Below are 25,134 nucleotides of genomic sequence, written 5' to 3'. Positions count from 1 at the left end.
GAAACTTTTAGAATTGGTATTACCAATTATAGGAGCATGAATTTCATGTCGTATCCGCCCCTTCGCCAACAACGTTTGGCTGATGTAATTACTGAGCGCCTTGAGGCAATGATTCTTGAAGGTAGCCTCAAGCCTGGCCAGCGCCTGCCCCCAGAAAGAGAGCTTGCCGAACGTTTTGGCGTTTCTCGCCCTTCTCTACGCGAAGCTATCCAAAAGCTTGCCGCACGAGGCCTGCTGAATAGCCGCCAAGGGGGCGGTACATTTGTTAATGAAACGCTAAACAGCGGCTACACCGACCCGCTGTTAGAAATGCTTTCACGACACAATGAGTTTCACCTGGATTTACTTGAGTTTCGCGATGCAATGGAGGGAATTTCGGCTTATTACGCAGCATTACGCTCAACACCAGCCGATAAAGCCGTTCTTATCCAACGTTTTGAAGAACTCGACGGCGGGTTTGTAGGCGCCAACCCAGCCCAAGAAGCAAAGCTAGACGCCGCCTTCCACCTCGCTATTGCAGAAGCAGCTCACAACGTATTGCTACTTCACACTATTCGAGGCATTTTTCATTTATTAGAGCAAAGCATCGTTGATAACCTCGCTCATCTTTTTGCAAAGCCAAACTCACGCGCGCAGTTAATGAAGCAGCACCGCGCACTACTGGATGCAATTTTAGAGGGTCGTGCTGAAGACGCCCGCTCCCGAGCACACGAACACCTAGTATATGTTGAGGAAGGTCTTCTCGAAATGGCCAGAGCCGAAACCCGCGCTCAGCGTGCACTGCGTCGTGCGCAGGGCACCAGCAGCACACCTGCATGAAACACTTACTTCGCCTTTCAGACCTACGCTGGCGACTGCTCTGGCTGATAGTGATTTCGCTTGGGCTTATATTTTGCATGTGGCAAGCCGCTCAATTGGCCCGTGAGCAGGCATTATCAAACTTACAAGACGATGCTGAAAACGAGCTGCGGCTTTCTGCCGCCAACCTCAACGGTTACCTACTGCGCTATGATTATTTGCCGCAGATGCTGGCGACCAGGGAAGGCGTACAACGTTTTTTAGATTCCCCAGACAGCCAAGACTCTATGCCACTCAACTTGCTGCTTGATCGTTTTCGTTTTACCTCTGGGGTATCCGATGTTTATTTACTAAACCGTGACGCCGATACCATCGCCGCCAGCAACTGGCACCGCCCCAATACATTTATTGGTCAAAACTACGCGTTCCGCAGCTATTACACCGATGCCATTACTGGGGGGCAAGGGCGTTTCTATGGTTTAGGCGTACAGTCGCTTGAGCGTGGTTACTACTTTTCTGCGCCGGTGTGGCTTGATGATACCTCCCCCGATGCAAAACCCGACGGAGTTATCGTCGTCAAAGTGCTGCTCGACGATGTTGAAGAGAGCTGGGCGGAACAGGATGCTGAGCTGTTTGTTACCGATAGCGATAATATTATTTTCATGGCCAGCCACCCTGAGCTGCGCATGAACGCTCTTTACCCTCTTACTGACAGCCAGCGCGACACTCTACGAGCAACCCGACGCTATGCAATGGAGCCTTTAACGCCTTCAGGTATTCAACTTGAAGCTCCTTACGGGGCTGATAGCTACCTTGTTAGCTTTGCTAGCGGGCCATTAGATGGCGGGCGCTATTTAAGCTTGACGCGCCCCATCCCAGAGTTTGGCTGGCAAATGCATATTTTAAAACCACTAACCCCGGTAGTGAACGCCCAATGGCTTGCAGCACTCATGGCGGGAGGCTTATATGGTGTGGTGACCTTGGGCGGTGGTATTGGTTGGCAACGCTTGCGTTTACGTCGAGAGCGCGAAGCATTTGCAGAGCGCGAACGGCAAACGTTAGCAAGAGTGCGAGATGAGCTAGAGGTTAGCGTAGAACGAAGAACACGTGACTTAGTTGCCAGTAATCAGCGGCTTTCCGATGAAATTGAAGAACGGCGAAGAGCAGAAGCTAATTTGCGCCAAACCCAAGATGAACTGATCCAAGCAGCAAAATTAGCGGTCTTAGGCCAATTGGCTGCGGGTATCAATCACGAGTTAAATCAACCGTTAGCCGCTATTCGCGCTTACGCTGAAAATGGTCGACGGTTTATTGAACTAGCGCGGGTAGATAAAGCGGATGCCAACCTAGCGCAGATTGTTGAGCTTACACAGCGCATGGCCGACATTAGCGCCCAGCTGCGCCAGTTTTCTCGTAAGAGCAGTGAGCGCCAGGAAACAATCTCTGTCCAAGCCTGTATTGAGTACGCACTGCGTTTATTTCAAAGCCGCTTACGAGATGATGGCATCACCGTGGTTCAGCAGTGGCCTGAAGACACACTTTGGGTGGAAGGTGACTTAGTACGCCTGGAGCAAGTGCTGGTAAACCTGATTAGCAACGCGCTACAGGCAATGAAAGAGGTAGCGTCACCCGTACTGACGCTACGGGTAGAAATCGCGCAACAGCAAGTGCTGATCAGCGTTGCCGATAATGGCCCGGGGGTCCCGGAACATCACTTGGGCCAAATTTTCGAACCCTTCTTCACCACGAAAGCACCCGGTAGCGGATTAGGACTAGGACTTTCGATTTCCTCACGTATTATGGAAGATCTGGGAGGCAAGTTGCAGGTAGCAAATCAGCCCACCGGCGGGGCAAGATTCACCGTTACGCTGCCCTGCTCAGCAACACCTAACGTACTGCCGCCGCCTTCAGTCAAGGAGCATAACAACCATGCATGAGCCGTCGACACTGCCGGTCATGGTGATCGACGATGAACCGCACCTGCGTATCACCGCTAGCCAAACACTTGAACTTGCCGGCTACACACCTCACTGCTTTGAATCTGCTGAGCAAGCGCTGGAAGCTCTGCCAGCGAATTTCCCCGGTGTCATTGTTAGCGATATCAGGATGCCAGGAATGGACGGCATGACGCTGTTGAATGAGCTACATAGTCGCGATGCCACACTGCCAATTATTTTAATCACTGGTCACGGTGATATATCGACGGCGGTAGAAGCAATGCGTGCAGGCGCTTGGGATTTTCTGGAAAAACCTTTCGCGGGCGACCAGCTACTTGATGTCGTGAGGCGAGGCATCGAAAAGCGCCAGCTAAGCTTGGAAAATCTGCGTTTAAAAGCTGAACTTGAGGTACAACAAGCCGCTCTTGGGCCTCGTTTAGTTGGCCGTACGGCGGTGATTTCTCGCCTAGCGGCAATGATTCAACGCATCAGCCAAGTAGAAGCTGATGTACTCCTGTTTGGCGAAACCGGCACCGGAAAAGACCTTGTTGCCCGCGCCATTCATGAACGCAGCGCCCGGCGTAATAGCCCGTTCATGGCGATCAACTGCGGCGCGGTGCCAGAAAACACCATAGAGTCAGAGCTGTTTGGCCATGAAAAAGGTGCCTTTACCGGCGCAGTAGAACGGCGAATTGGTAAATTCGAGCATGCCAATGGCGGCACCGTATTCCTGGATGAAATCGAGTCAATGCCATTGGCGCTCCAGGTTAAACTGTTACGCGTCTTGCAAGAGCGTAGTGTCGAGCGCCTTGGGGCCAACGAGACGGTGCCACTCAATATTCGTGTAATTGCTGCCACCAAAGTGGACCTTAAAGCGGCTGCCGAAGAGGGATACTTTCGCGAAGATCTCTACTATCGACTCAACGTGGTCACCCTACCGCTGCCCGCACTGCGCGAACGACGCGAAGACATCCCGCTGTTATTCCAACATTTCGCGGTGATCGCTGCCAACCGTAGTGGCTTAGAAGCCCCCACCCTGGATAGCCCTTCGATTGCTGCCCTGCTGGCTCACGACTGGCCTGGTAATGTTCGTGAACTGCGTAACCTTGCCGAGCGATATGTGCTATTGGGAGCCGCCTTTGACTACCGCTTAGATGCGCTACTAGAAGGGGTCAGTGCCGACACAGAGGAACCCACGCTACCTCGGCAGGTTGAGCTATTTGAAAAGAGCCTAATTAGCCAATCCCTGGCCCGCCACCATGGTAGAGTCACTGACGTGTGCCGCCATCTGGGAATTCCCCGCAAAACCTTCTACGACAAACTCAAAAAACACAGCTTAAGCGCTGACGATTATCGCCATAGCAGCGACCCTTGATGAAGCAATTCAACCAGTACATCCCAGGGCGGTACCCATGGCACTAGCGTTAATAGCGCAATCAGCATAAAGACATTTGATAGCGGACGTCGGCCATCACCCAGCTTCAGCGCGGTTCCAAATGAACGCTTTAGCCGCGCGCCTTCTAGATCCACACTAAAGAGTTCATCAAGACTTAAATGGATAATAAACCCTAACAGTACTGCTGCCCCGTGACACCAGGCCAGCCAAGCCGGCTGTGCCAGTAAATGAAAACTAAGCGCAGCCGTCGCTAACGCACACAACATAGCAGCCATTAGTGAATGCCAAATACCTCGATGAACCGTTAGCCGTGAGAACACCACCGCCGCAAGGTAACGTACGCTAAAGTAGATGCTTCCACAGGCCACTAGCAATAATCCAGGCGTTAACCACGGTTGCAGCAACAGTACACCCAGCACTAGTGAAGGTACTGATAGAAGGTTAAAAATCAAACGAATAGAGCGAGAACGATCTGCATCTATGTCAGGCAAAATACCGCCAAAGGCTACCAAGGCAATAATTAATAGCGCCTGAGTCGCTGGCCACCACTGTGCCTGCCAGCCGACATAAGCCATTAGCACGCCGCCTGCTGCTGCTACCGTAATGTGCGTGCGAAAATTCGCCATAGCGCGGCATCCTGGAAAACTGGATAAATTACCAGATTTTTGGCTGCCGCAACATGACTATTTAAGAAAAAAGAGTGTTAGGCCAACTGCTTAGCGCCTACATTAGAAAATTTACTGAGTGAGGAACTGATCTTTTAACTTAACGTAGTTGCCTGCCGTGTAAGGAAAGAAAGCGCGCTCTTTATCTTTGAGTGGACGCAACGCTTTCGCCGGGTTTCCAGCATAGACATAACCGCTTTCCAAACGTTTGCCTGGTGTAACAACTGCGCCAGCCGCAATAATCACCTCATCCTCGACAACTGCTCCATCCATCACAATCGCCCCCATACCCACCAAAATACGGCTACCCAGCGTACAGCCATGTAAAATCGCTTTATGGCCAATGGTGACATCATCACCAATCGTCAGTGGGAAACCATCAGGATTGAAATCGCTGGCATGGGTAATATGCAGCACGCTGCCATCCTGCACGCTAGTGCGAGCGCCAATGCGAATCCGATGCATATCCCCCCTAATCACGGTCGTCGGCCACACCGAACAGTCATCGCCCAGCTCTACATCACCAATCACCACACTGGCGGGGTCGATATAAACCCGTTCACCCAGGCGAGGCGACATACCTTGAAATGGTCGTAGGGCATTGCTCATTGCACACTCCTGTTTAACGCTACTGGATTCAAATATTCAAGGACTATAGCAACCCGCCGAGCAATACAATAAACGTCAGCGGAATCGACACCCAGCGTACAATATTACGCCAGAGTACATAGCCTCTCTCGCCAACACCCAATGCCTGTACAACCTGCGTACGGGGCATCACCCATGCCGCAAAGATAGCAATTAATAGCCCCCCCATAGGCAGAAAAATATCAGGCGGAATACTACTAACTAACTCAAACACATTACGACCAAACAACGGTCTAAAATCGGCGAGGGTAGAAAACGAAAATGCCGAAAGCAGCCCTAACAGCCATACGCTAAGCGCCACGACGGCCGTTGATACACTGCGACGCCAGCCAAGCCCTTGCAACGTTGCCACCATGGGTTCAGCGAGGTTAATCGCTGACGTCCAGGTAGCCAATAAGAGCAGCAAAAAGAACACACTTAACCAAAACGCTCCCCAAGGCAGCTCAGAAAAAGCAATAGGCAGCGTCACAAACATCAACCCAGGACCATCAGCGGGGTCCATACCTTGGGCAAATACCACCGAAAAGATCGCAATCCCTGCTAACAAGGCGACGCTGATATCGAGCATTGCAACTGCAAAAGCGGCTTTCGGTAAGCTCTGCTCATCAGGCATATAAGCCCCATAAGCCATTAGCGCGCAGGCCCCTACGGCAAGGGTAAAAAACGCATGCCCCATAGCATGCAACACCACTGAAGTCGTTACATCGCCAAAAGACGGTAAAAACAACCATGAAAGGGCTGTACCAAATCCGTCGGTGGTCGTGGCATAACCAGCCAGTAGCAACAATAAACCGTACAGCAGCGGCATTAATAGGTTGTTCAACCGCTCTAGGCCTTTGGCAACGCCAGCGGCCACGACTGTCATGGTCATAAATAGGAACAACGAGTGATTAAAAATCAACAGGCCTGGGTTTGCCAGAAACGCCTCGAAACCCGCACCTATTTCTGCGGCACTTGCGCCATCGAAATTTCCGTTTATTGAAGCGACTAAAAACTCAATCGACCAACCTGACACCACCGAGTAAAACGATAAAATACAGAAGACGGTGAATGCTCCAAACAACCCTAACCAACGCCAGTGTCGAGAAGCGCCTGCTTCAACAGCTAGCCTACTCAGTGCTTGCATAGGCCCCCGGCGCCCCGCCCGCCCAATTAAAATCTCGGCCATCATTACAGGGATACCTAACAGAAGTACGAACGCCACATAGATCAATAAAAATGCCGCACCACCGTTCTCGCCTGCAACGTACGGGAAGCGCCAAATATTACCCAACCCAACTGCAGCTCCCGTTACCGCTAAGATGAAGGCTCGCTTTGACCCCCAGCGCTCCAGCGTTTCACTCATCACTTGCTCCTGCCATTGGTGGCACTAGTTGGCGACACTAAAAGTCGGCAAGACTAGCAGGCGCTTACGCTTAGGCCAAACCTTGCTATAAGACACACGATTAAGCTTAGACATTGAAACGCAGCCCCACCGCCCGCACTGTGTCATTATTATTGCGTTTTTATGCGCCACTAACGTATTTAAAAACGTTACGAGTTAAAAATTAATGCCTACGAGGTGCCTATGTCCCGCAATCCGTTGCTAGAGCCGCATGAGCTTCCCCCTTTCGCTGACATTCGCGCCGAACACGTCGTGCCTGCGGTGGAAGCGCTGCTAAATGAAAGCCGGGAAGTCATCGACCGACTCGCTCAACAGGCCGCTACAGCGCCACCACGTTGGGATAACTTTGCTGCGCCGCTAGAGGCTGTTAATGATCGTCTTTCTCAGGCGTGGTCGCCTATCTCACATCTTAACGGCACGATGAACACCCCCGAACTGCGGGAAGCCTATCAGGCATGTTTAGAAAAGCTCTCAGCGTTTAGCACTTGGATGGGACAGCACGAAGGTCTTTTTAATGGCTGGCAGGCACTTAAGCAGAAAGATAGATGGACGCAGCTAACCCCTGCTCAGCAGCGCACAGTAGATAACGCTTTGCGCGATTTTCGTCTGGCCGGCGTCGATTTGCCCGCTGACAAAAAGACCCGCTACGGTGAGATCCAAGCACGCCTATCAACCTTATCCAACCAGTTTTCTAACAACGTGCTCGATGCTACACAAGCATGGCATAAGGATATTGGTCATCTTGATGAACTTGCCGGTGTGCCGGAAAGTGCGCTCGATACGCTGAAAGCAAACGCCCAAGCTAAAGGTGTCGATGGCTACCGCATTACTCTCGATTTCCCAAGTTTTTTCCCGATTATTAGTTACGCTGATAACCGAGAATTGCGGCGTGAGGTATATACCGCGTTTGTCACCCGTGCTTCCGATCAAGGCCCAGATACGGGGAAGTTCGACAATGCTCCCGCTCTTGAAGAGATACTGGCACTTCGCCAAGAGCTTGCTCATTTACTCGGCTTTCCTACCTACGCTGATTATTCGCTCACGACGAAGATGGCCGACTCTCCCGAACAGGTGCTTGAGTTTCTGAATGACCTCGCTCGCCGCGCCGTCCCGCAGGCCAAGGAAGAAGTCGCAGAGCTCAGCGGCTATGCCCGCGAAGAATTAGGGATTGAAACGCTTGAGCCGTGGGATGTGGCCTATGCCAGCGAAAAACTGCGCGAGGCGCGTCACTCCATCTCACAAGAGCAGCTTCGCCCTTACTTCTCTGCGCCACGGGTGGTGGATGGACTGTTTCAAGTCGTAGAGCGCCTGTATGGCGTTCGAATCGAGGCAGACCCTAAGGCGCCTAGCTATCACAACGATGTTCAGTACTTCCGTATTACTGAACAGGGAAAGCCGATCGCTGGTTTCTACTTGGACCTTTACGCTCGCGAAAGCAAACGTGGTGGTGCGTGGATGGCTGATTGCCGCGTACGCCGCCAAACTGAGAATGGCCTTCAGCTGCCAGTAGCATTTCTAACCTGTAATTTCACCGCCCCAGTTGGCGATAAACCCGCCCTACTGACACATGATGAAGTCACCACGCTGTTTCATGAGTTCGGTCACGGTTTGCATCACATGCTAACCAAACAGGATATCGCCGATATCTCTGGTATTAACGGCGTTGCTTGGGACGCCGTTGAACTGCCCAGCCAATTCATGGAGAACTACTGCTGGGAACGCGAAGGACTAGACCTGCTCGCCAAGCATGTCGATACTGACGAGCCTCTGCCCGCTGATCTGCTAGAGCGTTTACAGGCTGCCAAAAACTTCCAATCAGCCATGGGAATGGTGCGCCAAATAGAGTTTTCATTATTCGATTTGCGCCTGCACCATGAGCTGGAAGCGCCCAGCGCCAGTGATGTTCAAACGCTACTAGATGACGTACGTAGCCATACCTCTGTCGTGCCGACGGTTGACTTTAACCGCTTCCAGAATAGCTTTAGCCATATTTTTGCGGGTGGCTATGCGGCGGGCTATTACAGCTACAAATGGGCGGAAGTGCTCTCTGCTGATGCATGGAGCGCGTTTGAAGAAGCTGGTATTTTTGACCCCATCACTGGTCAACGCTTCCGCGAAGAGATCCTGGAGCCAGGTGGCGTGAGGGATGCAGCGGAGCTATTTCGCGCTTTCCGAGGCCGTGAACCAAGCGTAGAGCCATTGCTGCGCCATAGCGGTATCCGCGCAGCCTGACGTTTATTTTCACCATCACTAAGTGCGGTATCTTTATCGGCTGCCGCACCGTTGGAGCCTCTCATGTCGAGTGTGAAACGCTTTATTGCTGGAGTAACCTGCCCACGCTGCGCAGCCATGGATCGAATTCGCGCCTGGGAGCAAAACAGCATTCGTTACCGGGAATGCGTTAACTGCGACTTTTTCGAGCAGTTGCCGATTGAAGATGAGTCGGCATCAGAGTTGACTACCCGCGTTAATCAAGTACGCGAAGAGCAAAAAACGCAAGATGTGCAACCAGTACGCATTCTCGACCCCGGCAAACCTAAACGTTAACCCCCTATCCCAAGCATTATGCCATCGCTTTTAATTTAAGCCTCCACCACGTTGGAGGCCTTCAACTCCTCACTCCTCACTCCTCACTCCTCACTCCTCACTCCTCACTCCTCACTCCTCAAAGTGTGCGAAAAACCACACATCAAATAGCAAGCAGTGTGCGAAACCCCAGACACTTCGTGCTATTCCTATTTCAACCAAAGTTGAATAAGAAAATTTTAAGCTACTGATTTTAAAAACCAGGCTTTCAACTGGCATGACTATCGCTCTATATAAGCTGCTTAACGATAAAGCCACTGGCAGAACTGATACATGCCAGACGATAATCCCAATAACAGCTTAGGAAATCTCGCCATGCGCAATACGATGCCTAAAACTATCGCACTTCTTGTTGCCGGTAGTGCTTTGCTTGCCGCAGGAACTGCCCATGCAGACCGCTCCGACTGGCCTAATAATTTCACGGTAGGTACCGCAAGCCAAGGCGGCACCTACTTCGTTTATGGCTCAGGCTGGGCTAACTTTATTGCTGATGAGCTGGATGTGTCAGGCGGTGGCGAAGTCACCGGTGGCCCGACTCAAAACTTAGCGCTCGTACACAGTGGTGATATGGCCTTTGGCCTAACGACGATGGGTCCCGCTTCCGACGCTGTTAAAGGGGAAAGCCCGCTGGCACCTGGCCTGAAAATGGACAATGTTTGTGCACTGTTCCCCATGTATGAAACACCGTTCTCCATTGCGGCACTGTCAAGCTCCGGTATTGAATCCATCTCTGATATTCCTGCAGGTGCACGTATCGGTTTCGGCCCAGCAGCTTCCACATCAGACACCTATTTCCCCGCTATTCTCGAAACATTGGGCGTAGAATTTGATCGCCGTAACGGCGGTTGGTCTGACCTAGGTGGCCAGCTACAGGACGGTCTTCTGGATGTTATCGCCTTCGCAGCGGGCATCCCGATCCCAGCCGTTAGCCAACTCGAAGTACAGACCGATGTGAATATCATCGAGTTTACCGAAGAAGAAATGGCCACTGTGCTAGAAAGCTTCCCGGTTGCAGAGTTCACCATCCCGGCTAGCACCTACACAACGCTTGAAGAAGATGCACGCGCTGTGTCTATGTGGAACTTCGCCATTGCAGGCTGTGATCTGCCGGAAGACTTTATCTACGAAGTCACCAAAGCCACAATGGAAAACAATGAGCGTATGCGCTCTGTTCACCGTAGTGCTGAAACTACCATTCCGGAAAATATCGTCCACAACAACGTGCTGCCCTTCCATCCGGGCGCTGCACGCTGGTACGAAGAGAATGGCTACGACATCGCTGATGACATGATCAACTAAGCCAAGCACCTTCTTACGCTGCCCCGTTTTCCGCTGGCCGGACGGGGCAGCGTTCGCTACCGCCTCTTTTCTGCTTTTGCTGTGAGGGTGACCTCTAATGAGTCACAATACCGATCAAGACCCCAACGGCCTCAAGGATGATGCCCAAACTGCTTCATCGATACCTGAGTCAATCGCCGAGGGTGTCGATGAAGAAGTTTTCGAATCCAATCGCCGCTTGTTTGTTGGTTGGCAGTTCTTTTTATTTGCCGCACTGGCGATTGGTTATTCAGGCTTCCACCTGATTTCGCTCAATGTGTACCCGATGGAAACCTGGTCTTTTCGTATCGTGCATATTGCGGGTGCGCTAATTTTAGGTTACGGATTGTTTGCCGGTGCCCGCTTTGCTGAAGATGATCAGCAAGCTTCCCCTGCCTGGCTAAAATGGGTCAGCTATGCACTTCTCGCTCCTGCCCTTTACTCACTTGTTCACGTATTTTTAATGCAGCAGACCCTCAATGGCGGTGCTATGCGCATCGATCCAAGTATTGAGACACTGCATTACGGCTATCCCCTCATTGCCACCACGGCAATTGCCATTGTCCTTTCTTGGTTCTATCGACAGGCGCGCCACCGCTTTAATCCTGCGGACCTCGTGCTAATGGTCTGCGCTATCGCCAGCGCTGCTTACTTATTAATGGCCTTTAATACCAATATGCGTATGTCGACAGGCACTTCGTTTGCTCCTCCCGGCATTTCCTGGGCGGCCATTGCGGGGTCACTGCTGATTCTAGAGCTTACTCGTCGCGTAGCGGGTTTAGCATTGGTGGTTATTTCAGCGGTTTTCTTGGTTTATGTCTTTGCTGGTCAGTATTTACCTGGATTTTTAGGCTACCCAGGCCTGTCTGTTCAACGCTTCTTTAGTCAGGTCTATACCGATGCGGGCATTCTTGGCCCAACAACAGCGGTGTCATCCACCTATATCATTTTGTTTATTATTTTTGCGGCGTTTTTACAGGCTTCTAAAGTAGGTGATTACTTCGTCAACTTTGCGTTTGCAGCCGCTGGCCGTGCCCGTGGCGGCCCGGCGAAAGTATCTATTTTTGCTTCTGGCTTGATGGGAATGATCAACGGCACCTCAGCGGGTAACGTGGTATCGACTGGCTCGCTAACCATCCCCCTAATGAAGAAAGTAGGCTACCCCGCGCGTAGCGCTGGCGCTATTGAAGCAGCAGCATCTACCGGTGGGCAGATTATGCCGCCGATTATGGGTGCGGGCGCCTTTATTATGGCGGAAGTGACGGGCATTCCTTATACAGAAATTGCGATTGCAGCCGTCATTCCGGCTATACTTTACTTTGCTTCTATCTACTTTATGGTGGATTTTGAAGCGGCACGTAAAGGCATGCGCGGCATGCGTAAAGATGAAATTCCGCTATTCTCTAAATTGGTTAAACAAGTCTACCTATTTGCGCCTATTATCATTCTTATTGTCGCTCTCTTTATGGGCTACTCCGTCATTCGTGCCGGTACACTAGCGACAGCCTCAGCGGCAGTTGTCAGCTGGATCTCGCCCAATAAAATGGGCATCCGGGCTATTTTGCGCGCACTCCAACTAGCGGGCACTATGTCGATTCAGATCATCGCCGTATGTGCTTGTGCGGGCCTCATTGTTGGTGTCATTTCACTGACTGGTGTTGGCGCGCGTTTCTCTTCACTGCTGTTAGGCCTTGCCGGAGTTAGCCAATTATTGGCATTGGTCTTTGCGATGTTGATCAGTATTCTGCTTGGCATGGGTATGCCTACGACGGCAGCGTACGCGGTAGCCGCATCAGTAGTGGCTCCCGGCCTTATCAATATTGGCATCGAGCCTCTCGTAGCACACTTCTTCGTGTTCTATTTTGCGGTTGTATCCGCTATTACGCCGCCAGTGGCGTTAGCCTCTTACGCCGCCGCCGGTATTTCTGGGGATAACCCCATGGGTACATCGGTCGCTTCGTTCAAAATTGGTCTTGCTGCGTTTATCGTGCCGTTTATGTTCTTCTACAGCCCAGCCATGCTGATGGAAGGTTCTGCAATGCAGATACTTCGTGTCGGTGTGACCGCAACACTAGGGATCATCTTGCTTTCAGGCATGGTGCAAGCATGGTTCTTTGGGCCGGTAAACACCTTGCAGCGTGTGGTTATGCTGGTTGGCGCTATGTTCATGATTTACGGCGGCATCTACAGTGATATTGCTGGCCTGGCCATTGGCGGAGCGCTGTTCATTATGCAGCGTAAGCAGTATGGCAATAAGGCGACACCCAGTGCCACGTAACGGCGCCCGCTTTTCACTTAACCATTAGCAGTTAAGCCCAACAAAAACGCCCGCTCGAGTGCTATCGAGTGGGCGTTCTTCTTGTTCACCAGGCCAATTTCTTTAAGAGAACACTAGCCTCTCAGGTTATCAACAATTTTTAGCACCGGTGCTGCCTGGTTGAGTGTGTAAAAGTGTAAGCCCGGCGCACCACCATCAAGTAACCGCTCACACAAACGACTAACAACCTCCGTACCAAAGGCGGCAATAGCTTCGCTGTCATCACCATAGGCTTCTAGCTGCTTACGAATCCAACGGGGAATTTCTGCGCCGCAAGCGTCTGAAAAACGCGCCAATTTGGTGTAGTTAGTAATCGGCATAATGCCTGGAATAATCGGCTGCTCCACACCGAGCGCCCGTGCTTTTTCAACAAAGTGAAAGTAAGCATCTGCAGTGAAGAAGTACTGAGTAATTGCCATATTGGCGCCAGCCTTCATCTTACGAGCAAAGTTTTCCATATCCTTATCAAGGCTCGGTGCCTGTGGATGAGACTCTGGGTAGGCAGCTACCGCGATTTCAAAATGGTCGCCTGTCTCTGTACGGATAAACTCAACGAGCTCATTGGCGTAACGCAGTTCGCCGATGCTTGCCATGCCTGATGGCATGTCCCCACGTAGCGCCACTAAGCTGTCTACGCCCTCTTCACGGTACTGCGCCAGCAGGTCGCGCAGCTGGGCTTTTTCACTGCCAATGCAGGAAAGGTGTGGCGCGGTAGTGATTCCGCTCTGGCTAACGGTGCGCACGATATCGCGTGTACGCGCTTGGGTAGAACCACCGGCACCATAAGTGACCGAGAAAAAGCGCGGCTTTCGAGCGGCCAGTTCATCGCGTACGTGTATTAACTTCTCTTTTCCTGCATCGGTATTGGGCGGGAAAAATTCAAAGCTAATACCTAACGGGTGCTCTTGACTGCTCATGGGACTTCCTCGCAAAGCGTTAACATCGTGATAATTTAAGTTATTCTCCTCTTTCTACCGCGTTGGAGCTAATGAAAGATTTCACGATCGGCCTTTAATTCGGCTCATGTTAGCTATTTACAAAACTACTGGGTTACTTAGGCAACTACTGGGCTATTTAAATAACAGCGTCATCATCTAACGATTAGGATTCAGAAATGGATTTAGCACCAAGCGCCTTAATGGGGCCACTAGTAATGTTATTAGGGTTTGTAGGGTTGGGGTGGATCGCTGCACGACGTTTAACGATCGACCCGCGTCCCATCGCCACGCTACTAGTGTACTTGATTGCACCGCTGACCATTTTCCGCGCATTGATGAACGGTGGCCCCACGGCGGGTTATCTGCTGTTAACGCTGGCGCTGTTCATCCTAGTGAGTGCTATGGCGCTGGCTGTCCGCTGGTTTACACAACACCGCTTTGGGCCTCAGGAAGGGGCGCTGTTAGCGTTCTCCTCTGGAACAGGCAACACCGGTTACTTTGGTCTGCCCGTGGCGCTGATTTTACTGCCACCAGAGGGTGTCACGCTGTATCTGTTCTGCATGCTGGGAATTAATCTCTACGAGTTTACGGTGGGATTTTACTTGAGTGCCCGCGGCCACTTTTCCGTGCGCCAAAGTCTAATCAAAATTTCTCGACTGCCACTGATTTATGCGTTTTTGTCTGCACTGCTACTGAGCGCACTCGACGTGACCCTTCCCAGCGCCCTGATGAACTCGCTTGAGGTTTTCCCCGCCACTTACACCCTGCTAGGCATGATGATTATTGGCATGACGCTTAGCCAAGTAACGCTAGCTGCCTGGGACTCCCGCTTTGTTGCCACCTGCGTGGGCTTACGGTATCTACTTTGGCCGTTAGTGATGCTAATCGCCGTTCTATTACTTCAATCCCTAGGGACGCTTACGCCAGAACTCGGTATGGCATTGCTACTGCTAGGCGTGGTGCCTATGGCCTCTAACGTGGTGGTCGTGGCGATGGAGCTGGGCATTCAGCCCCAGAAAGGAGCACTGGCGGTGCTTACCACCACGCTACTAGCGCCTCTGCTAATTCCTTTCTATCTGCACGTCATGCTGCGCCTTACCGGGCTTGGAAGCTTCTAATTAAGTTAAAAGCCCTCGACACCCGCCTGTTTAAGCTGAGCAGCCAACCGCTGCACGTCTGGATGGCTGAAAAATGCCACCAGCGCGTCAGCACGTAGAGGACCAACGCCGGGTTCAGCCTGCCAATCGGTGTGTGTATAGCCTGCCAAAGTATCCCACCCCCCTAGCTGAGCGCTGCCACCAGGCGGCACTCCCAGCGCCGTTAACCATTGAGCATAGGAGGCCGTCTTTGCAGCCTCAAACTGGGCAGCAAGCGCTACTGCACGAACGTCGCCCACGCCGTGTGCCCGCTGAAGCTGTTCCGGCGTGGCTGCCAGCCAGCCCAGAAGTTCAGTCACAACACCTGCCTCCATAAGCGCTTGCCAGGTACCTTCCCCAACGCCCTGCATAGTTAACTGGTCACTTAAAAAACTAAGCCGCGCCAGCAGCTGCGCGTCGCAGTCTGTGGTGAGCGTAAAGCAACTTAATAGGTGATAGCGCTCTGGGGAGGGCACACCAAGCGGCGCCCGCTCACGGGTTTGCCACACCACTTCTGTTACTTGGGGGATAGTAAGTCCTGCCAATGTTATGGCGACGTGATCTCCCGGGCGCACGTCCCACGCTTCCCAACGTTCCAAAGACCCAAGCGACACACGGCTGATGCGTCGCCCTTCTATTGTCACTGGGTAAAGCCACAGTAATGGGGTCACCCGCCCTGTTCGGCCAACGCGAAACTCGACGCCGCGCACCTGAACTAACGCCTGCTGAGCAGGGTACTTCCACGCCACGGCCCACTCCGGTGGCGATGAAGTCCAGCGCTGCACGCCAGGGCGTCTGGCCTGTTTCAATACCACCCCGTCGGTGGCGAATGGCAGAGGCCCGTTAAACCATCTATCGCGCCAGTCGGCAGCATCATGCCGGTCATTAATCGGATGGGTGTAATCAGCGGTATCAAAGCCTAATGCGGTCAAGTGACTCAGTCTTTCACTCATCTCAGCGGGGCCATCAGGCCAATCCCACACAAACAGCCCAACTTGCACAAGGGTTTGGCGCGTAGGCGACGCCTGCGCCATAGCACCAGCAACAGCGCCCCGCGCGCCAGAGGAAGGAGTCTGTGACTGAATATGGCTATCCAATGTCCAGTAAAGCTCACCTTGGAATACGGCTGAGAGCGGCGTTGGTAGCCTATTCGGCACAGCAGGAAGCTGCTGTACACGAGCCGTCCAGTTCTGCCCGCGCTCGCCATCACCGCGGCTAACCGCTTCGACCAACACGCCTTCTTCGTAGCGCAGCGTTATCGCGACACCATCAACCTTGGGCTGAATCCAAAGATCGTCTCGGCGGCTGATAAAGCGTCGCACGCCGTCATCATCGGCTTTATTTAAGCCCGTTTGCGCGACAGGGTGATCTAAGGTGCCATCGCTACGGGTTACTCTGGTTAGTGGTCGCTGCCGGGCCATTTCACCCAGGCAGACTTGCCAGTTGGCTAACCGAGCGACTGCTTGATCGTATAACTCATCGTCAATTAGCGATTCGCCCTGATCGTGATAGGCACTGTCCCAACGTGCAATGCGCTCGCTTAACGCTTGGCTCTCTTGCACCAGCTGTGCACGGGGCCAATCAGGACACGCACTGGCCTGTGCGGATAAGGTGACACTCAGTAAGCCCGCACTTAATAACACTACGCTTAATAACGTTGCTCTTCCCAATACGAGTCTCAATAAAGCAGTGATCAATAACCATCGTCTGCATGCTTTTCTGTTGGTATCCATACGCCCTCTCAGCACCTTGTGATAGCGCTTTCCTTTTAACTAGCGGCGACTAAACAAGACGCCAGATGAGAAGAGTGACCTTAGCGCATGACTGAAAATAAACATTCAACGTAAAAAAAAGCCCCTTGGCATTGGCCAAGGGGCACGGTCTTAACTGCATATAAGGCAGTCAGATATCTTTTTATAGGCCAGCAGCCTGGCGCAGGGCGTCGGCTTTGTCGGTTTTTTCCCATGGGAAGGCGGTAAAGGTTTCGGTATGCACTTGACCTTTGTCGTCTGTCCAGTGGTAGCTGTGCTCAAATGGCGCACGACCGAAGTGACCATAGGCAGCCGTAAGGCGGTACATAGGATGTAACAAGTCGAGCATTTTGGTAATCGCGTAAGGACGCAGATCAAAATGCTGGCGCACTAAATCAACGATTTTCGTATCGTCGATTTTACCGGTGCCAAAGGTATCGATGGATACCGACGTCGGCTCGGCAACACCGATGGCGTAAGAAACCTGAATTTCACACTTGTCGGCAAGCCCTGAAGCCACCACGTTTTTAGCCACGTACCGGCCAGCGTAAGCGGCGCTGCGGTCAACCTTAGAGGGGTCTTTGCCCGAGAAAGCACCGCCACCATGACGCGCCATACCGCCGTAGGTATCGACGATAATTTTACGCCCTGTTAGGCCACAATCGCCCACCGGGCCACCAATAACAAATTTACCGGTTGGGTTAATGTGGTACTGGGTATTTTCATCAAGCCATTCAGCGGGAATCACCTGCTCGACGATCTCCCGCTTGACCATTTTACGCAGATCATCTTGAGCGATTTCTGGGTCATGCTGGGTAGACAGCACGACGGCATCTACGCCACATGGCTGACCTTCGGCATTATACCGGAAGGTAACCTGGCTCTTAGCGTCCGGGCGCAGCCACGGCAACAGACCGTTTTTGCGCAGCTCGGCCTGACGCTCAACCAAACGGTGCGAGTAGTGAATCGGCGCGGGCATGAACGAGTCGGTTTCGTTGGTTGCGTAGCCAAACATCAACCCCTGGTCGCCAGCGCCCTGGTCTTCGGGCTTGGTACGGTCAACGCCCTGAGCGATATCAACGCTCTGCTTGCCGATCAGGTTGATTACCCCACAGGTTGCGCCATCAAAGCCGACGTGAGACGAGGTGTAACCAATATCGGTGATCACATCACGCACCAGCGCTTCCAGATCAACCCACGCAGAGGTGGTGATCTCACCGGCAATAATGGCAACGCCCGTTTTCACCATGGTTTCACAGGCAACGCGGGCCTGTTTATCTCGGGCGATAATGGCATCTAGAACCGCGTCAGAAATCTGGTCGGCAATCTTATCGGGATGGCCTTCCGAGACAGACTCGGAGGTAAACAGGGAATATTCGCTCATCGCGCACTCGACCCTCTGTATGACGGCTGCATAGTGACCGCAGCATCAGCAGGAAATCACGGCAGGAGGTTCCCTGCCCATATAAAGAAGCGGTGCTACTTGTTTTGGCGACCACTTCGGGAGGCAGAGTCTACACGCTGTTGGGGATTCTTCCCAGAACGTGACCCCAGAATTTGCCGCCGCCGGGGAAGTCAGCGACAATAGCACCTTTATTATTTCCGTTTTCAGGCGAGGAGCACCCCCATGCCGTCCCGTTTTGAGCTGGCCAATGCCATTCGCGCCCTTTCCATGGATGCTGTTCAGAAGGCCAAATCTGGCCACCCTGGCGCGCCCATGGGCATGGCTGATATTGCCGAGGTGCTGTGGAATGACTACCTCAAGCACAACCCCGAAGACCCTAAGTGGGCCGATCGCGACCGGTTCGTGTTGTCTAATGGCCACGGTTCAATGCTGCTTTATTCTCTGCTGCACCTAAGCGGCTATGAATTAAGCCTGGAACAGCTGCAAAACTTCCGTCAGCTGCACTCGCCCACCGCTGGTCATCCGGAATTTGGCTACGCCCCTGGCATTGAAACGACTACCGGTCCACTGGGCCAAGGTTTTGCTAACGCCGTTGGTTTTGCGATTGCTGAAAAAACGCTAGCTGCGCAGTTTAACCGCCCTGGCCACACCATTGTTGATCATCACACTTGGTGCTTCCTGGGTGACGGCTGCTTGATGGAAGGCATTTCCCATGAAGCCGCGTCGCTGGCGGGTACACAGCAGCTTGGCAAGCTGATTGCCCTGTATGACGACAACGGCATCTCTATTGATGGTGAGGTTGAAGGCTGGTTCACCGACGACACCGCCAAGCGCTTTGAAGCGTACGGCTGGCACGTGGTGCCGAACGTCGACGGCCATAAACCGGAAGAGATCAAAGCGGCCATTGAATTAGCTAAGAGCCACAGCGATAAACCTAGCCTAATTATCTGCAAAACTATCATTGGCTTTGGCGCACCAAATAAACAAGGTAAAGAAGAGGCTCACGGCGCACCATTAGGTGACGACGAAGTTGCCCTCGCCCGTAAGCAACTCGGCTGGGAACACGCACCGTTCCATATCCCTGAGCCCATTTATTCTGCTTGGGATGCCCGTAACGCTGGCAAAACCCGCCAGCAAGAGTGGGATACCCGCTTCGCCCGTTATGCCGAAGCATACCCAGGCGAAGCTAAAGAGTTTGAACGCCGCATGAAGGCGCAGCTACCGGCAGAACTTTCTACCGCCGCTCTTATTGAGCAGGCTCAAGAGAAAGGTGAAAGCATTGCCTCGCGCAAGGCCTCTTTTGAAGCGTTAAATGTTATCGGCCCGCAAATGCCCGAGCTGCTCGGCGGTAGCGCTGATCTTGCGCCGTCTAACTTGACCTTCTGGAAGGGCGCCAAAGCAATTACTCCGGAAGACGCTAGCGGCAACTACCTGCACTACGGGGTACGTGAGTTTGGCATGGGCGCGGTGATGAATGGTATCGCCCTTCACGGTGGTTTCGTTCCTTATGGCGCGACTTTCCTGATTTTCATGGAATACATGCGTAACGCCGTGCGTATGGCAGCACTGATGGGCCAGCAAGCCATTTACGTATTTACCCATGACTCTATTGGCCTGGGCGAAGATGGTCCCACCCACCAGCCGATTGAGCAGCTGACCAGCCTGCGGACAACGCCTAACCTGAACACATGGCGCCCCTGTGACGCCGTTGAAACTGCGGCTTCCTGGGATGCCGCAGTGAAACGCCACTCTGGCCCCACCGCGTTGGTGCTCTCGCGCCAGAACCTGCCTCACCAGCAACGCACCAAGGCGCAGTTAGCTGCTATTCAGTGCGGCGGTTACGTTTTGAAAGACAGCGACGGCACGCCCGAGCTGATCTTGATTGCCACTGGCTCTGAAGTATCACTTGCCATGGACGCAGCAGCAGAACTGGAACAGCAGGGTAAAGCGGTGCGCGTGGTTTCCATGCCGTCAACCTACCGCTTTAACGGCCAGGATGCGGAATACCGTGAAAGTGTACTGCCTAAGGCAGTCACCAAACGGATTGCAATCGAAGCGGGTCACGCCGACTACTGGTATAAGTACGTTGGTTTAGATGGTCGTGTTATCGGCATGACCACCTATGGCGAATCGGCACCGGCTGGCGAGCTGTTTAAACATTTCGGCTTTACGGTTGAAAATATTGTTAAACAGGCTAATGAGCTGTTGGGCTAACGCCACGCAGACTGATCTAGTGCGGGCTTTGCCATGCCCGCGCTAAATGGTCTGCTATGGCTAATTAGCTACTGGTTAATCGGAGAAGTGGTGGTCCACTTCTCCGGCCTACCTTTTTCTTCAGGGGTGGTTGGTATGCTGTTGCTATGCGCCACCCTTACCGTTCTTGGACGTGTGCCTTCAAGTTTAGCCGCTGCTGCCCAACCGCTTATTGCGCTTCTCGCCATGCTGATTATGCCCGGCGTTGTCGGTGTGTTTTTTATTCTGGATGAGTTGGCAGGCCAGTGGTTCGCTATTTTGTTTGCCTTACTATTGGGCACACTGCTAAGTGTTATCACCACGCTGTGGGTGTTAAAGCGGTTAATTGGACGCTCCCATGCTCACTAATTTGCTGTCTACTTTAACCATAACGCCGCTCTTTGCCGTTGCCTTAACACTGGCGGCATACTTGCTCGGCAGCGCGCTGTTTAAACGTCTGCGCAATCCCTCCTGGTTACCGGCAATATTAATTGCCGCACTGCTGCTGGCAGGCGCGCTAGCCGCGCTGGGTTTACCCTACGACACTTACCAACAGGGCGCTGCTTGGCTAACCATCTTATTGGGACCGGCCACGGTTGCCTTAGGTATGCCACTTTACCAACAGTTGCCGCGCATCCGCGAACTATGGCGACCGCTGACGCTTTGCCTACCGATAGCGGCGTCGCTTGCCGCTTGCTATGCCTTGGCGATAGCGTGGTTGCTCGGTGCCAGCCCTTCCATTTTGGCGTCACTTGCCGCTAAGTCAGTCACCGCGCCCATCGCTATCGGCATTACCGAACAGCTAGGTGGCAGCGTGGCGCTGCTAATGGGCGCCTTGCTGGTGACTGGCGTGATCACCATCCCCTTCGTTAGCATTTCGGCTCGGCTATTAAAAATAGACGATGAGCGCATTATCGGTTTCGCACTGGGGCTTAATGGCCATGCTATTGGCACTGTGCGTGCCTTTGAACTAAGCCCGACGGCGGGCGCTTTTGCCTCGCTGGGCATGAGCTTAACGGGCATTTTTACCGCGCTACTACTGCCACTCGCCTGGCAGCTGATAAGCATCGCCAGCTGAAATACGCTATCATCGCGCATATTTTCTTAAGAGCCGCTTCGCGACATGGCTAACGCAACCTCAAAGTATCGTATTGCCATTAATGGTTACGGGCGCATTGGTCAGTGCGTGCTAAGAGCCCTGGTTGAACGCAACCTCCCTGAGCTTGAAGTGGTCGCTATCAACGAGCTTTCTGACCTTGCGACCATCACCTATCTTACCCGCTACGACACTACCCATGGTCGTTTTCCGGGCGAGGTGGATCATGATGGCGAAGTGCTGCTGATTAATGGCCATCGAATCCAGGTGCTTTGTGAGCGCGACCCGCAAGCGCTGCCCTGGGCAGCGTTGGGCGTTGACCTAGTGTTGGAGTGCTCTGGCAGTTTTAAAGACCGAGCAACGGCTGAGCAGCACTTAACAGCAGGGGCTAAGCGGCTGCTGTTTTCCCAACCTGCAGAAAGCGATGTGGATGCAACCATTGTCTGGGGCATCAACGAGCATGAATTAGCGCTCTCCCAGCGTATTCTTTCCGCAGCCTCCTGCACCACTAACTGCCTGGTGCCGTTACTGACAGTACTAGACGAAGCCTTAGGGCTTGAGCATGGTGTTACCACCACCATCCACTCAGCGATGAACGATCAGCCGGTCATTGATGCCTACCATCAAACAGACCTGCGTCTAACACGCTCGGCGATGCAATCAATTGTCCCTGTAGATACAGGATTGGCTGTTGGTATAAGCCGTTTGATGCCTAGCTTAGCAGGGCGCTTTGAATGCCTACACGTGCGCGTACCTACCATTAATGTATCAGCGATGGATGTAGCATTGACGGTTCGCACCGATACCCACGCCGAGCACGTTAACGAATTACTACGCAGTGCCAGCCAGCAACGCTTAGCTGGCGTATTGGGCTATACCGAAGCCCCCATGGCATCGATAGATTTTAATCATGACCCCCGCTCTGGCATCCTAGACGCCACGCAAACACGGGTCGCAGGAGCACGCTTAATTAAGCTGCTGTGCTGGTTTGACAATGAATGGGGCTTTGCCAATCGTATGCTGGATATCACCCAACGGCTGGCATCGCTTTCCACAAACGATGCTCGCTAGGCCTGGGCCTGTACCACGACTTTTTATCTGCTTGAACACGAGGAAACCGCTCACATGAACGTGCAAAAAATGACCGACCTGCCCCTGGAAGGGCAGCGTGTACTGATTCGTGAAGACCTTAACGTGCCAATCAAACATGGCCGTGTTTCCAGTGACGCCCGTCTTCGCGCGGCGCTGCCCACCATTCAGGCAGCAGCTCAAGCAGGTGCGAAAGTGATGCTCATGAGCCACTTAGGCCGCCCCACTGAAGGTGAGCCTGCTGACGAATTTTCACTAGCTCCTGTCGCAGAGCGCTTAACCGAATTACTAGGCCACCCCGTTGCCTTAATCAAAGATTATCTCGATACAGCACCAACGTTAGCTAACGGCGATGTTGTGCTGTTAGAAAACGTGCGTTTTAACATTGGTGAGAAAAAAGACGACGAGCAGCTTTCCAAGCAGTATGCAGCACTATGCGACGTTTTTGTAATGGATGCCTTTGGCACCGCTCACCGTGCACAGGCCTCTACACATGGCGTTGCACGCTTTGCCCCGCAGGCGTGTGCAGGCCCGCTGCTTGCCCAAGAGCTCGAGGCGCTTAAAAAAGCATTGGCGACCCCTGCTCGTCCTATGACAGCAATTGTCGGCGGCTCTAAAGTATCTACCAAGCTAGATGTACTCACAGCCCTTTCTGACAAATGCGATCAGCTCATTGTCGGTGGCGGTATCGCCAATACGTTTATCGCGGCAGCAGGCTATAATGTCGGCAAATCGCTCTACGAAGCAGATTTAATCGGCCAGGCAAAAGCATTGATGGACAAAGTGGCCATTCCGTTGCCCACTGACGTCGTCGTCGCCACCGAATTTTCTGAATCGGCTGACGCCATCGTCAAGCCAGTTGACCAAGTCGCTGATGATGAAATGATCCTGGATATCGGTCCCGAAACCGCTAACCATCTCGCTAGCCTGCTGAAAAACGCAGGAACTATTTTGTGGAATGGCCCCGTTGGCGTCTTTGAGATTGATCAATTTGGCAAAGGAACGGAAGTACTTTCCCTCGCCATTGCCGACAGCAACGCTTTCTCAATCGCTGGGGGCGGTGATACGTTAGCGGCGATTGATAAATACGCTATTGCTGACCGCGTTTCCTATATCTCGACCGGCGGTGGCGCATTTCTTGAATACGTTGAAGGCAAACAGCTGCCTGCGGTTGCTGCTTTAGAAGCGGCCGCGCAGCGCGGTTAATACCCAGCGAGGTGAACCAGTACGCTCACTGCACTCGTTCACACAGACAACCCAATTTTGACAATATAGATAAGGTGACCTCATGGCTTTGATTAGCATGCGCCAAATGCTCGACCACGCTGCCGAATATGGCTACGGCATTCCAGCATTTAACGTTAATAACCTTGAGCAGATGCGCGCCATTATGGAAGCAGCGGACGCCACCGACTCGCCAGTTATCGTGCAAGCCTCTGCTGGCGCGCGCAAATATGCCGGTGCACCCTTTCTGCGCCATCTCATCTTGGCAGCTGTAGAGGAATTCCCGCATATCCCTGTCGTGATGCATCAAGACCACGGTACTAGTCCTGCCGTTTGTCAGCGCTCTATTCAGCTTGGCTTCTCCTCAGTGATGATGGATGGTTCACTGGGTGAAGATGGCAAAACACCAATGGACTACGACTACAACGTTGATGTCACCCGCCGTGCCGTGGAAATGGCACATGCTTGTGGTGTTTCTGTAGAAGGTGAGCTGGGCTGCCTGGGCAGCTTAGAAACGGGCATGGCCGGTGAGGAAGACGGCATCGGTGCCGAAGGCAAACTGGATATGGAGCAGATGCTCACCGATCCTGAAGAAGCCGCAGAATTTGTCAAAGCGACCCACGTCGATGCGCTAGCGATCGCCATTGGCACCAGCCACGGTGCCTATAAATTCACTAAGCCACCCACCGGTGATACGCTTTCAATTCAGCGCATTAAAGAAATTCATGCGCGTATTCCCGATACCCACCTGGTAATGCATGGCTCTTCATCTGTGCCCCAGGAATGGCTGGAAGTGATTAACCAGTATGGCGGTCAAATTCCAGAAACTTACGGCGTACCGGTCGAAGAGATCATTGAGGGCATTAAGCACGGCGTTCGCAAGGTCAATATCGACACCGATTTACGCCTTGCTTCTACGGGTGCAGTACGCCGCTTTATGGCTCAGAACCCTTCAGAGTTCGACCCACGTAAATTCCTTAAAGAAACCGTGACGGCCATGCGTGACCTATGCATTGCACGCTATGAAGCCTTCGGTACCGCCGGTAATGCGAGTAAAATCAAACCTATTAACCTGGAAGTTATGTTCCAGCGTTACGAGCGTGGTGAGCTAGACCCCAAAGTGAAGTAACTTTCGTTTTTGTAGCACCCATAAGGCGGCCTAATCGGCCGCCTTATTTTGTTGCAACGCAGCATATATGTGCTATTACTAGAGGA

The 25,134-nt window shown here is 52.8% G+C and carries 20 protein-coding genes; 14 read left to right on the top strand and 6 right to left on the bottom strand.

Features of this window, described 5'->3' with window-relative positions:
* Positions 1-45 precede the first annotated feature (45 nt).
* From K1Y77_RS00335 to K1Y77_RS00325, 3 genes are read left to right on the top strand one after another with little or no spacing between them, the layout of a single operon-like run.
* On the top strand, positions 46-819 hold the full coding sequence (locus K1Y77_RS00335; protein WP_030074335.1) for a GntR family transcriptional regulator: 774 nt from the start codon (positions 46-48) through the stop codon (positions 817-819).
* Positions 816-2,735 carry a sensor histidine kinase gene (locus K1Y77_RS00330; RefSeq protein WP_264429753.1) on the top strand — a complete coding sequence of 640 codons (1,920 nt, stop codon included), beginning with the start codon at positions 816-818 and terminating at the stop codon, positions 2,733-2,735. The genes K1Y77_RS00335 and K1Y77_RS00330 overlap by 4 nt, the downstream gene beginning before the upstream one ends.
* Positions 2,728-4,110, top strand: coding sequence for a sigma-54-dependent transcriptional regulator (locus K1Y77_RS00325; protein WP_030074333.1), 1,383 nt, complete (start codon positions 2,728-2,730; stop codon positions 4,108-4,110). The genes K1Y77_RS00330 and K1Y77_RS00325 overlap by 8 nt, the downstream gene beginning before the upstream one ends.
* Here K1Y77_RS00325 and K1Y77_RS00320 read toward each other — a convergent pair.
* The 3 genes from K1Y77_RS00320 to K1Y77_RS00310 all read right to left on the bottom strand — a co-directional run bounded on the left by K1Y77_RS00320 (position 4,086) and on the right by K1Y77_RS00310 (position 6,789).
* Positions 4,086-4,757: a metal-dependent hydrolase gene (locus tag K1Y77_RS00320; RefSeq protein WP_030074332.1), complete on the bottom strand. Its 672-nt coding sequence runs from the start codon at positions 4,755-4,757 to the stop codon at positions 4,086-4,088. The two genes, K1Y77_RS00325 and K1Y77_RS00320, sit on opposite strands and share 25 nt — an antisense overlap.
* A gap of 111 nt (positions 4,758-4,868) precedes the next feature.
* Positions 4,869-5,405 (bottom strand): gamma carbonic anhydrase family protein, encoded by a 537-nt coding sequence (locus K1Y77_RS00315; protein ID WP_030074331.1) that lies wholly within the window; start codon positions 5,403-5,405, stop codon positions 4,869-4,871.
* A 43-nt stretch (positions 5,406-5,448) separates the two neighbouring features.
* Positions 5,449-6,789, bottom strand: a complete 1,341-nt coding sequence (locus tag K1Y77_RS00310) for a sodium-dependent transporter (protein ID WP_030074330.1) — start codon at positions 6,787-6,789, stop codon at positions 5,449-5,451.
* Between the two features lie 222 nt (positions 6,790-7,011).
* On the opposite strand from K1Y77_RS00310, the gene prlC reads away from it, so the two are divergent.
* From prlC to K1Y77_RS00290, 4 genes are all read left to right on the top strand, one after another.
* Complete coding sequence (prlC, locus tag K1Y77_RS00305) at positions 7,012-9,060, top strand: oligopeptidase A (RefSeq protein ID WP_264429750.1); 2,049 nt, start codon at positions 7,012-7,014, stop codon at positions 9,058-9,060.
* 63 nt (positions 9,061-9,123) lie between these two features.
* Complete coding sequence (locus K1Y77_RS00300) at positions 9,124-9,375, top strand: YheV family putative zinc ribbon protein (RefSeq protein WP_030074328.1); 252 nt, start codon at positions 9,124-9,126, stop codon at positions 9,373-9,375.
* 354 nt (positions 9,376-9,729) lie between these two features.
* Positions 9,730-10,713 carry a TAXI family TRAP transporter solute-binding subunit gene (locus tag K1Y77_RS00295; RefSeq protein WP_030074327.1) on the top strand — a complete coding sequence of 328 codons (984 nt, stop codon included), beginning with the start codon at positions 9,730-9,732 and terminating at the stop codon, positions 10,711-10,713.
* Positions 10,714-10,810: 97 nt separating this feature from the next.
* Entirely contained in the window at positions 10,811-13,009 is a 2,199-nt protein-coding gene (locus tag K1Y77_RS00290) for a TRAP transporter permease (RefSeq protein ID WP_030074326.1), read from the top strand.
* 113 nt (positions 13,010-13,122) lie between these two features.
* Here K1Y77_RS00290 and metF read toward each other — a convergent pair whose 3' ends face one another.
* Positions 13,123-13,965: a methylenetetrahydrofolate reductase [NAD(P)H] gene (gene metF, locus K1Y77_RS00285; protein WP_030074325.1), complete on the bottom strand. Its 843-nt coding sequence runs from the start codon at positions 13,963-13,965 to the stop codon at positions 13,123-13,125.
* Between the two features lie 197 nt (positions 13,966-14,162).
* Between metF and K1Y77_RS00280 the strand changes: the two genes are divergently transcribed.
* Entirely contained in the window at positions 14,163-15,104 is a 942-nt protein-coding gene (locus K1Y77_RS00280) for an AEC family transporter (protein ID WP_030074324.1), read from the top strand.
* A 5-nt stretch (positions 15,105-15,109) separates the two neighbouring features.
* Here K1Y77_RS00280 and ligB read toward each other — a convergent pair whose 3' ends face one another.
* Together ligB and metK are read right to left on the bottom strand one after the other, a co-directional pair.
* On the bottom strand, positions 15,110-16,855 hold the full coding sequence (ligB, locus tag K1Y77_RS00275; protein WP_264429747.1) for an NAD-dependent DNA ligase LigB: 1,746 nt from the start codon (positions 16,853-16,855) through the stop codon (positions 15,110-15,112).
* A 181-nt stretch (positions 16,856-17,036) separates the two neighbouring features.
* Positions 17,037-18,257, bottom strand: coding sequence for a methionine adenosyltransferase (metK, locus tag K1Y77_RS00270; protein WP_264019044.1), 1,221 nt, complete (start codon positions 18,255-18,257; stop codon positions 17,037-17,039).
* Positions 18,258-18,500: 243 nt separating this feature from the next.
* Between metK and tkt the strand changes: the two genes are divergently transcribed.
* The 6 genes from tkt (at position 18,501) to fba (ending at position 25,048) form a co-directional block, all read left to right on the top strand.
* Positions 18,501-20,492 (top strand): transketolase, encoded by a 1,992-nt coding sequence (gene tkt, locus K1Y77_RS00265; RefSeq protein ID WP_030074321.1) that lies wholly within the window; start codon positions 18,501-18,503, stop codon positions 20,490-20,492.
* A 33-nt stretch (positions 20,493-20,525) separates the two neighbouring features.
* A complete protein-coding gene (locus K1Y77_RS00260; protein WP_030074320.1) occupies positions 20,526-20,879 on the top strand; it encodes a CidA/LrgA family protein in 354 nt (117 codons plus the stop codon).
* The gene (locus K1Y77_RS00255) at positions 20,869-21,588 is read left to right on the top strand and encodes an LrgB family protein (protein WP_030074319.1); all 720 of its coding nucleotides are present in this window, start codon (positions 20,869-20,871) and stop codon (positions 21,586-21,588) included. Before K1Y77_RS00260 ends, K1Y77_RS00255 begins: the two co-directional genes overlap by 11 nt.
* Positions 21,589-21,633: 45 nt before the next feature.
* The gene (locus tag K1Y77_RS00250) at positions 21,634-22,677 is read left to right on the top strand and encodes a type I glyceraldehyde-3-phosphate dehydrogenase (RefSeq protein ID WP_264019045.1); all 1,044 of its coding nucleotides are present in this window, start codon (positions 21,634-21,636) and stop codon (positions 22,675-22,677) included.
* A 54-nt stretch (positions 22,678-22,731) separates the two neighbouring features.
* Positions 22,732-23,901 carry a phosphoglycerate kinase gene (locus K1Y77_RS00245; RefSeq protein WP_030074317.1) on the top strand — a complete coding sequence of 390 codons (1,170 nt, stop codon included), beginning with the start codon at positions 22,732-22,734 and terminating at the stop codon, positions 23,899-23,901.
* A gap of 82 nt (positions 23,902-23,983) precedes the next feature.
* Complete coding sequence (gene fba, locus K1Y77_RS00240) at positions 23,984-25,048, top strand: class II fructose-bisphosphate aldolase (RefSeq protein ID WP_030074316.1); 1,065 nt, start codon at positions 23,984-23,986, stop codon at positions 25,046-25,048.
* The last annotated feature ends 86 nt before the right edge of the window (positions 25,049-25,134 follow it).

Source organism: Halomonas qaidamensis (assembly GCF_025917315.1).
In the GTDB taxonomy this organism is placed as follows: Bacteria; Pseudomonadota; Gammaproteobacteria; order Pseudomonadales; family Halomonadaceae; genus Vreelandella; species Vreelandella qaidamensis.
The sequence above is the reverse complement of the archived record's forward strand: the minus strand, read 5'-3'. Positions and strand labels throughout refer to the sequence as shown.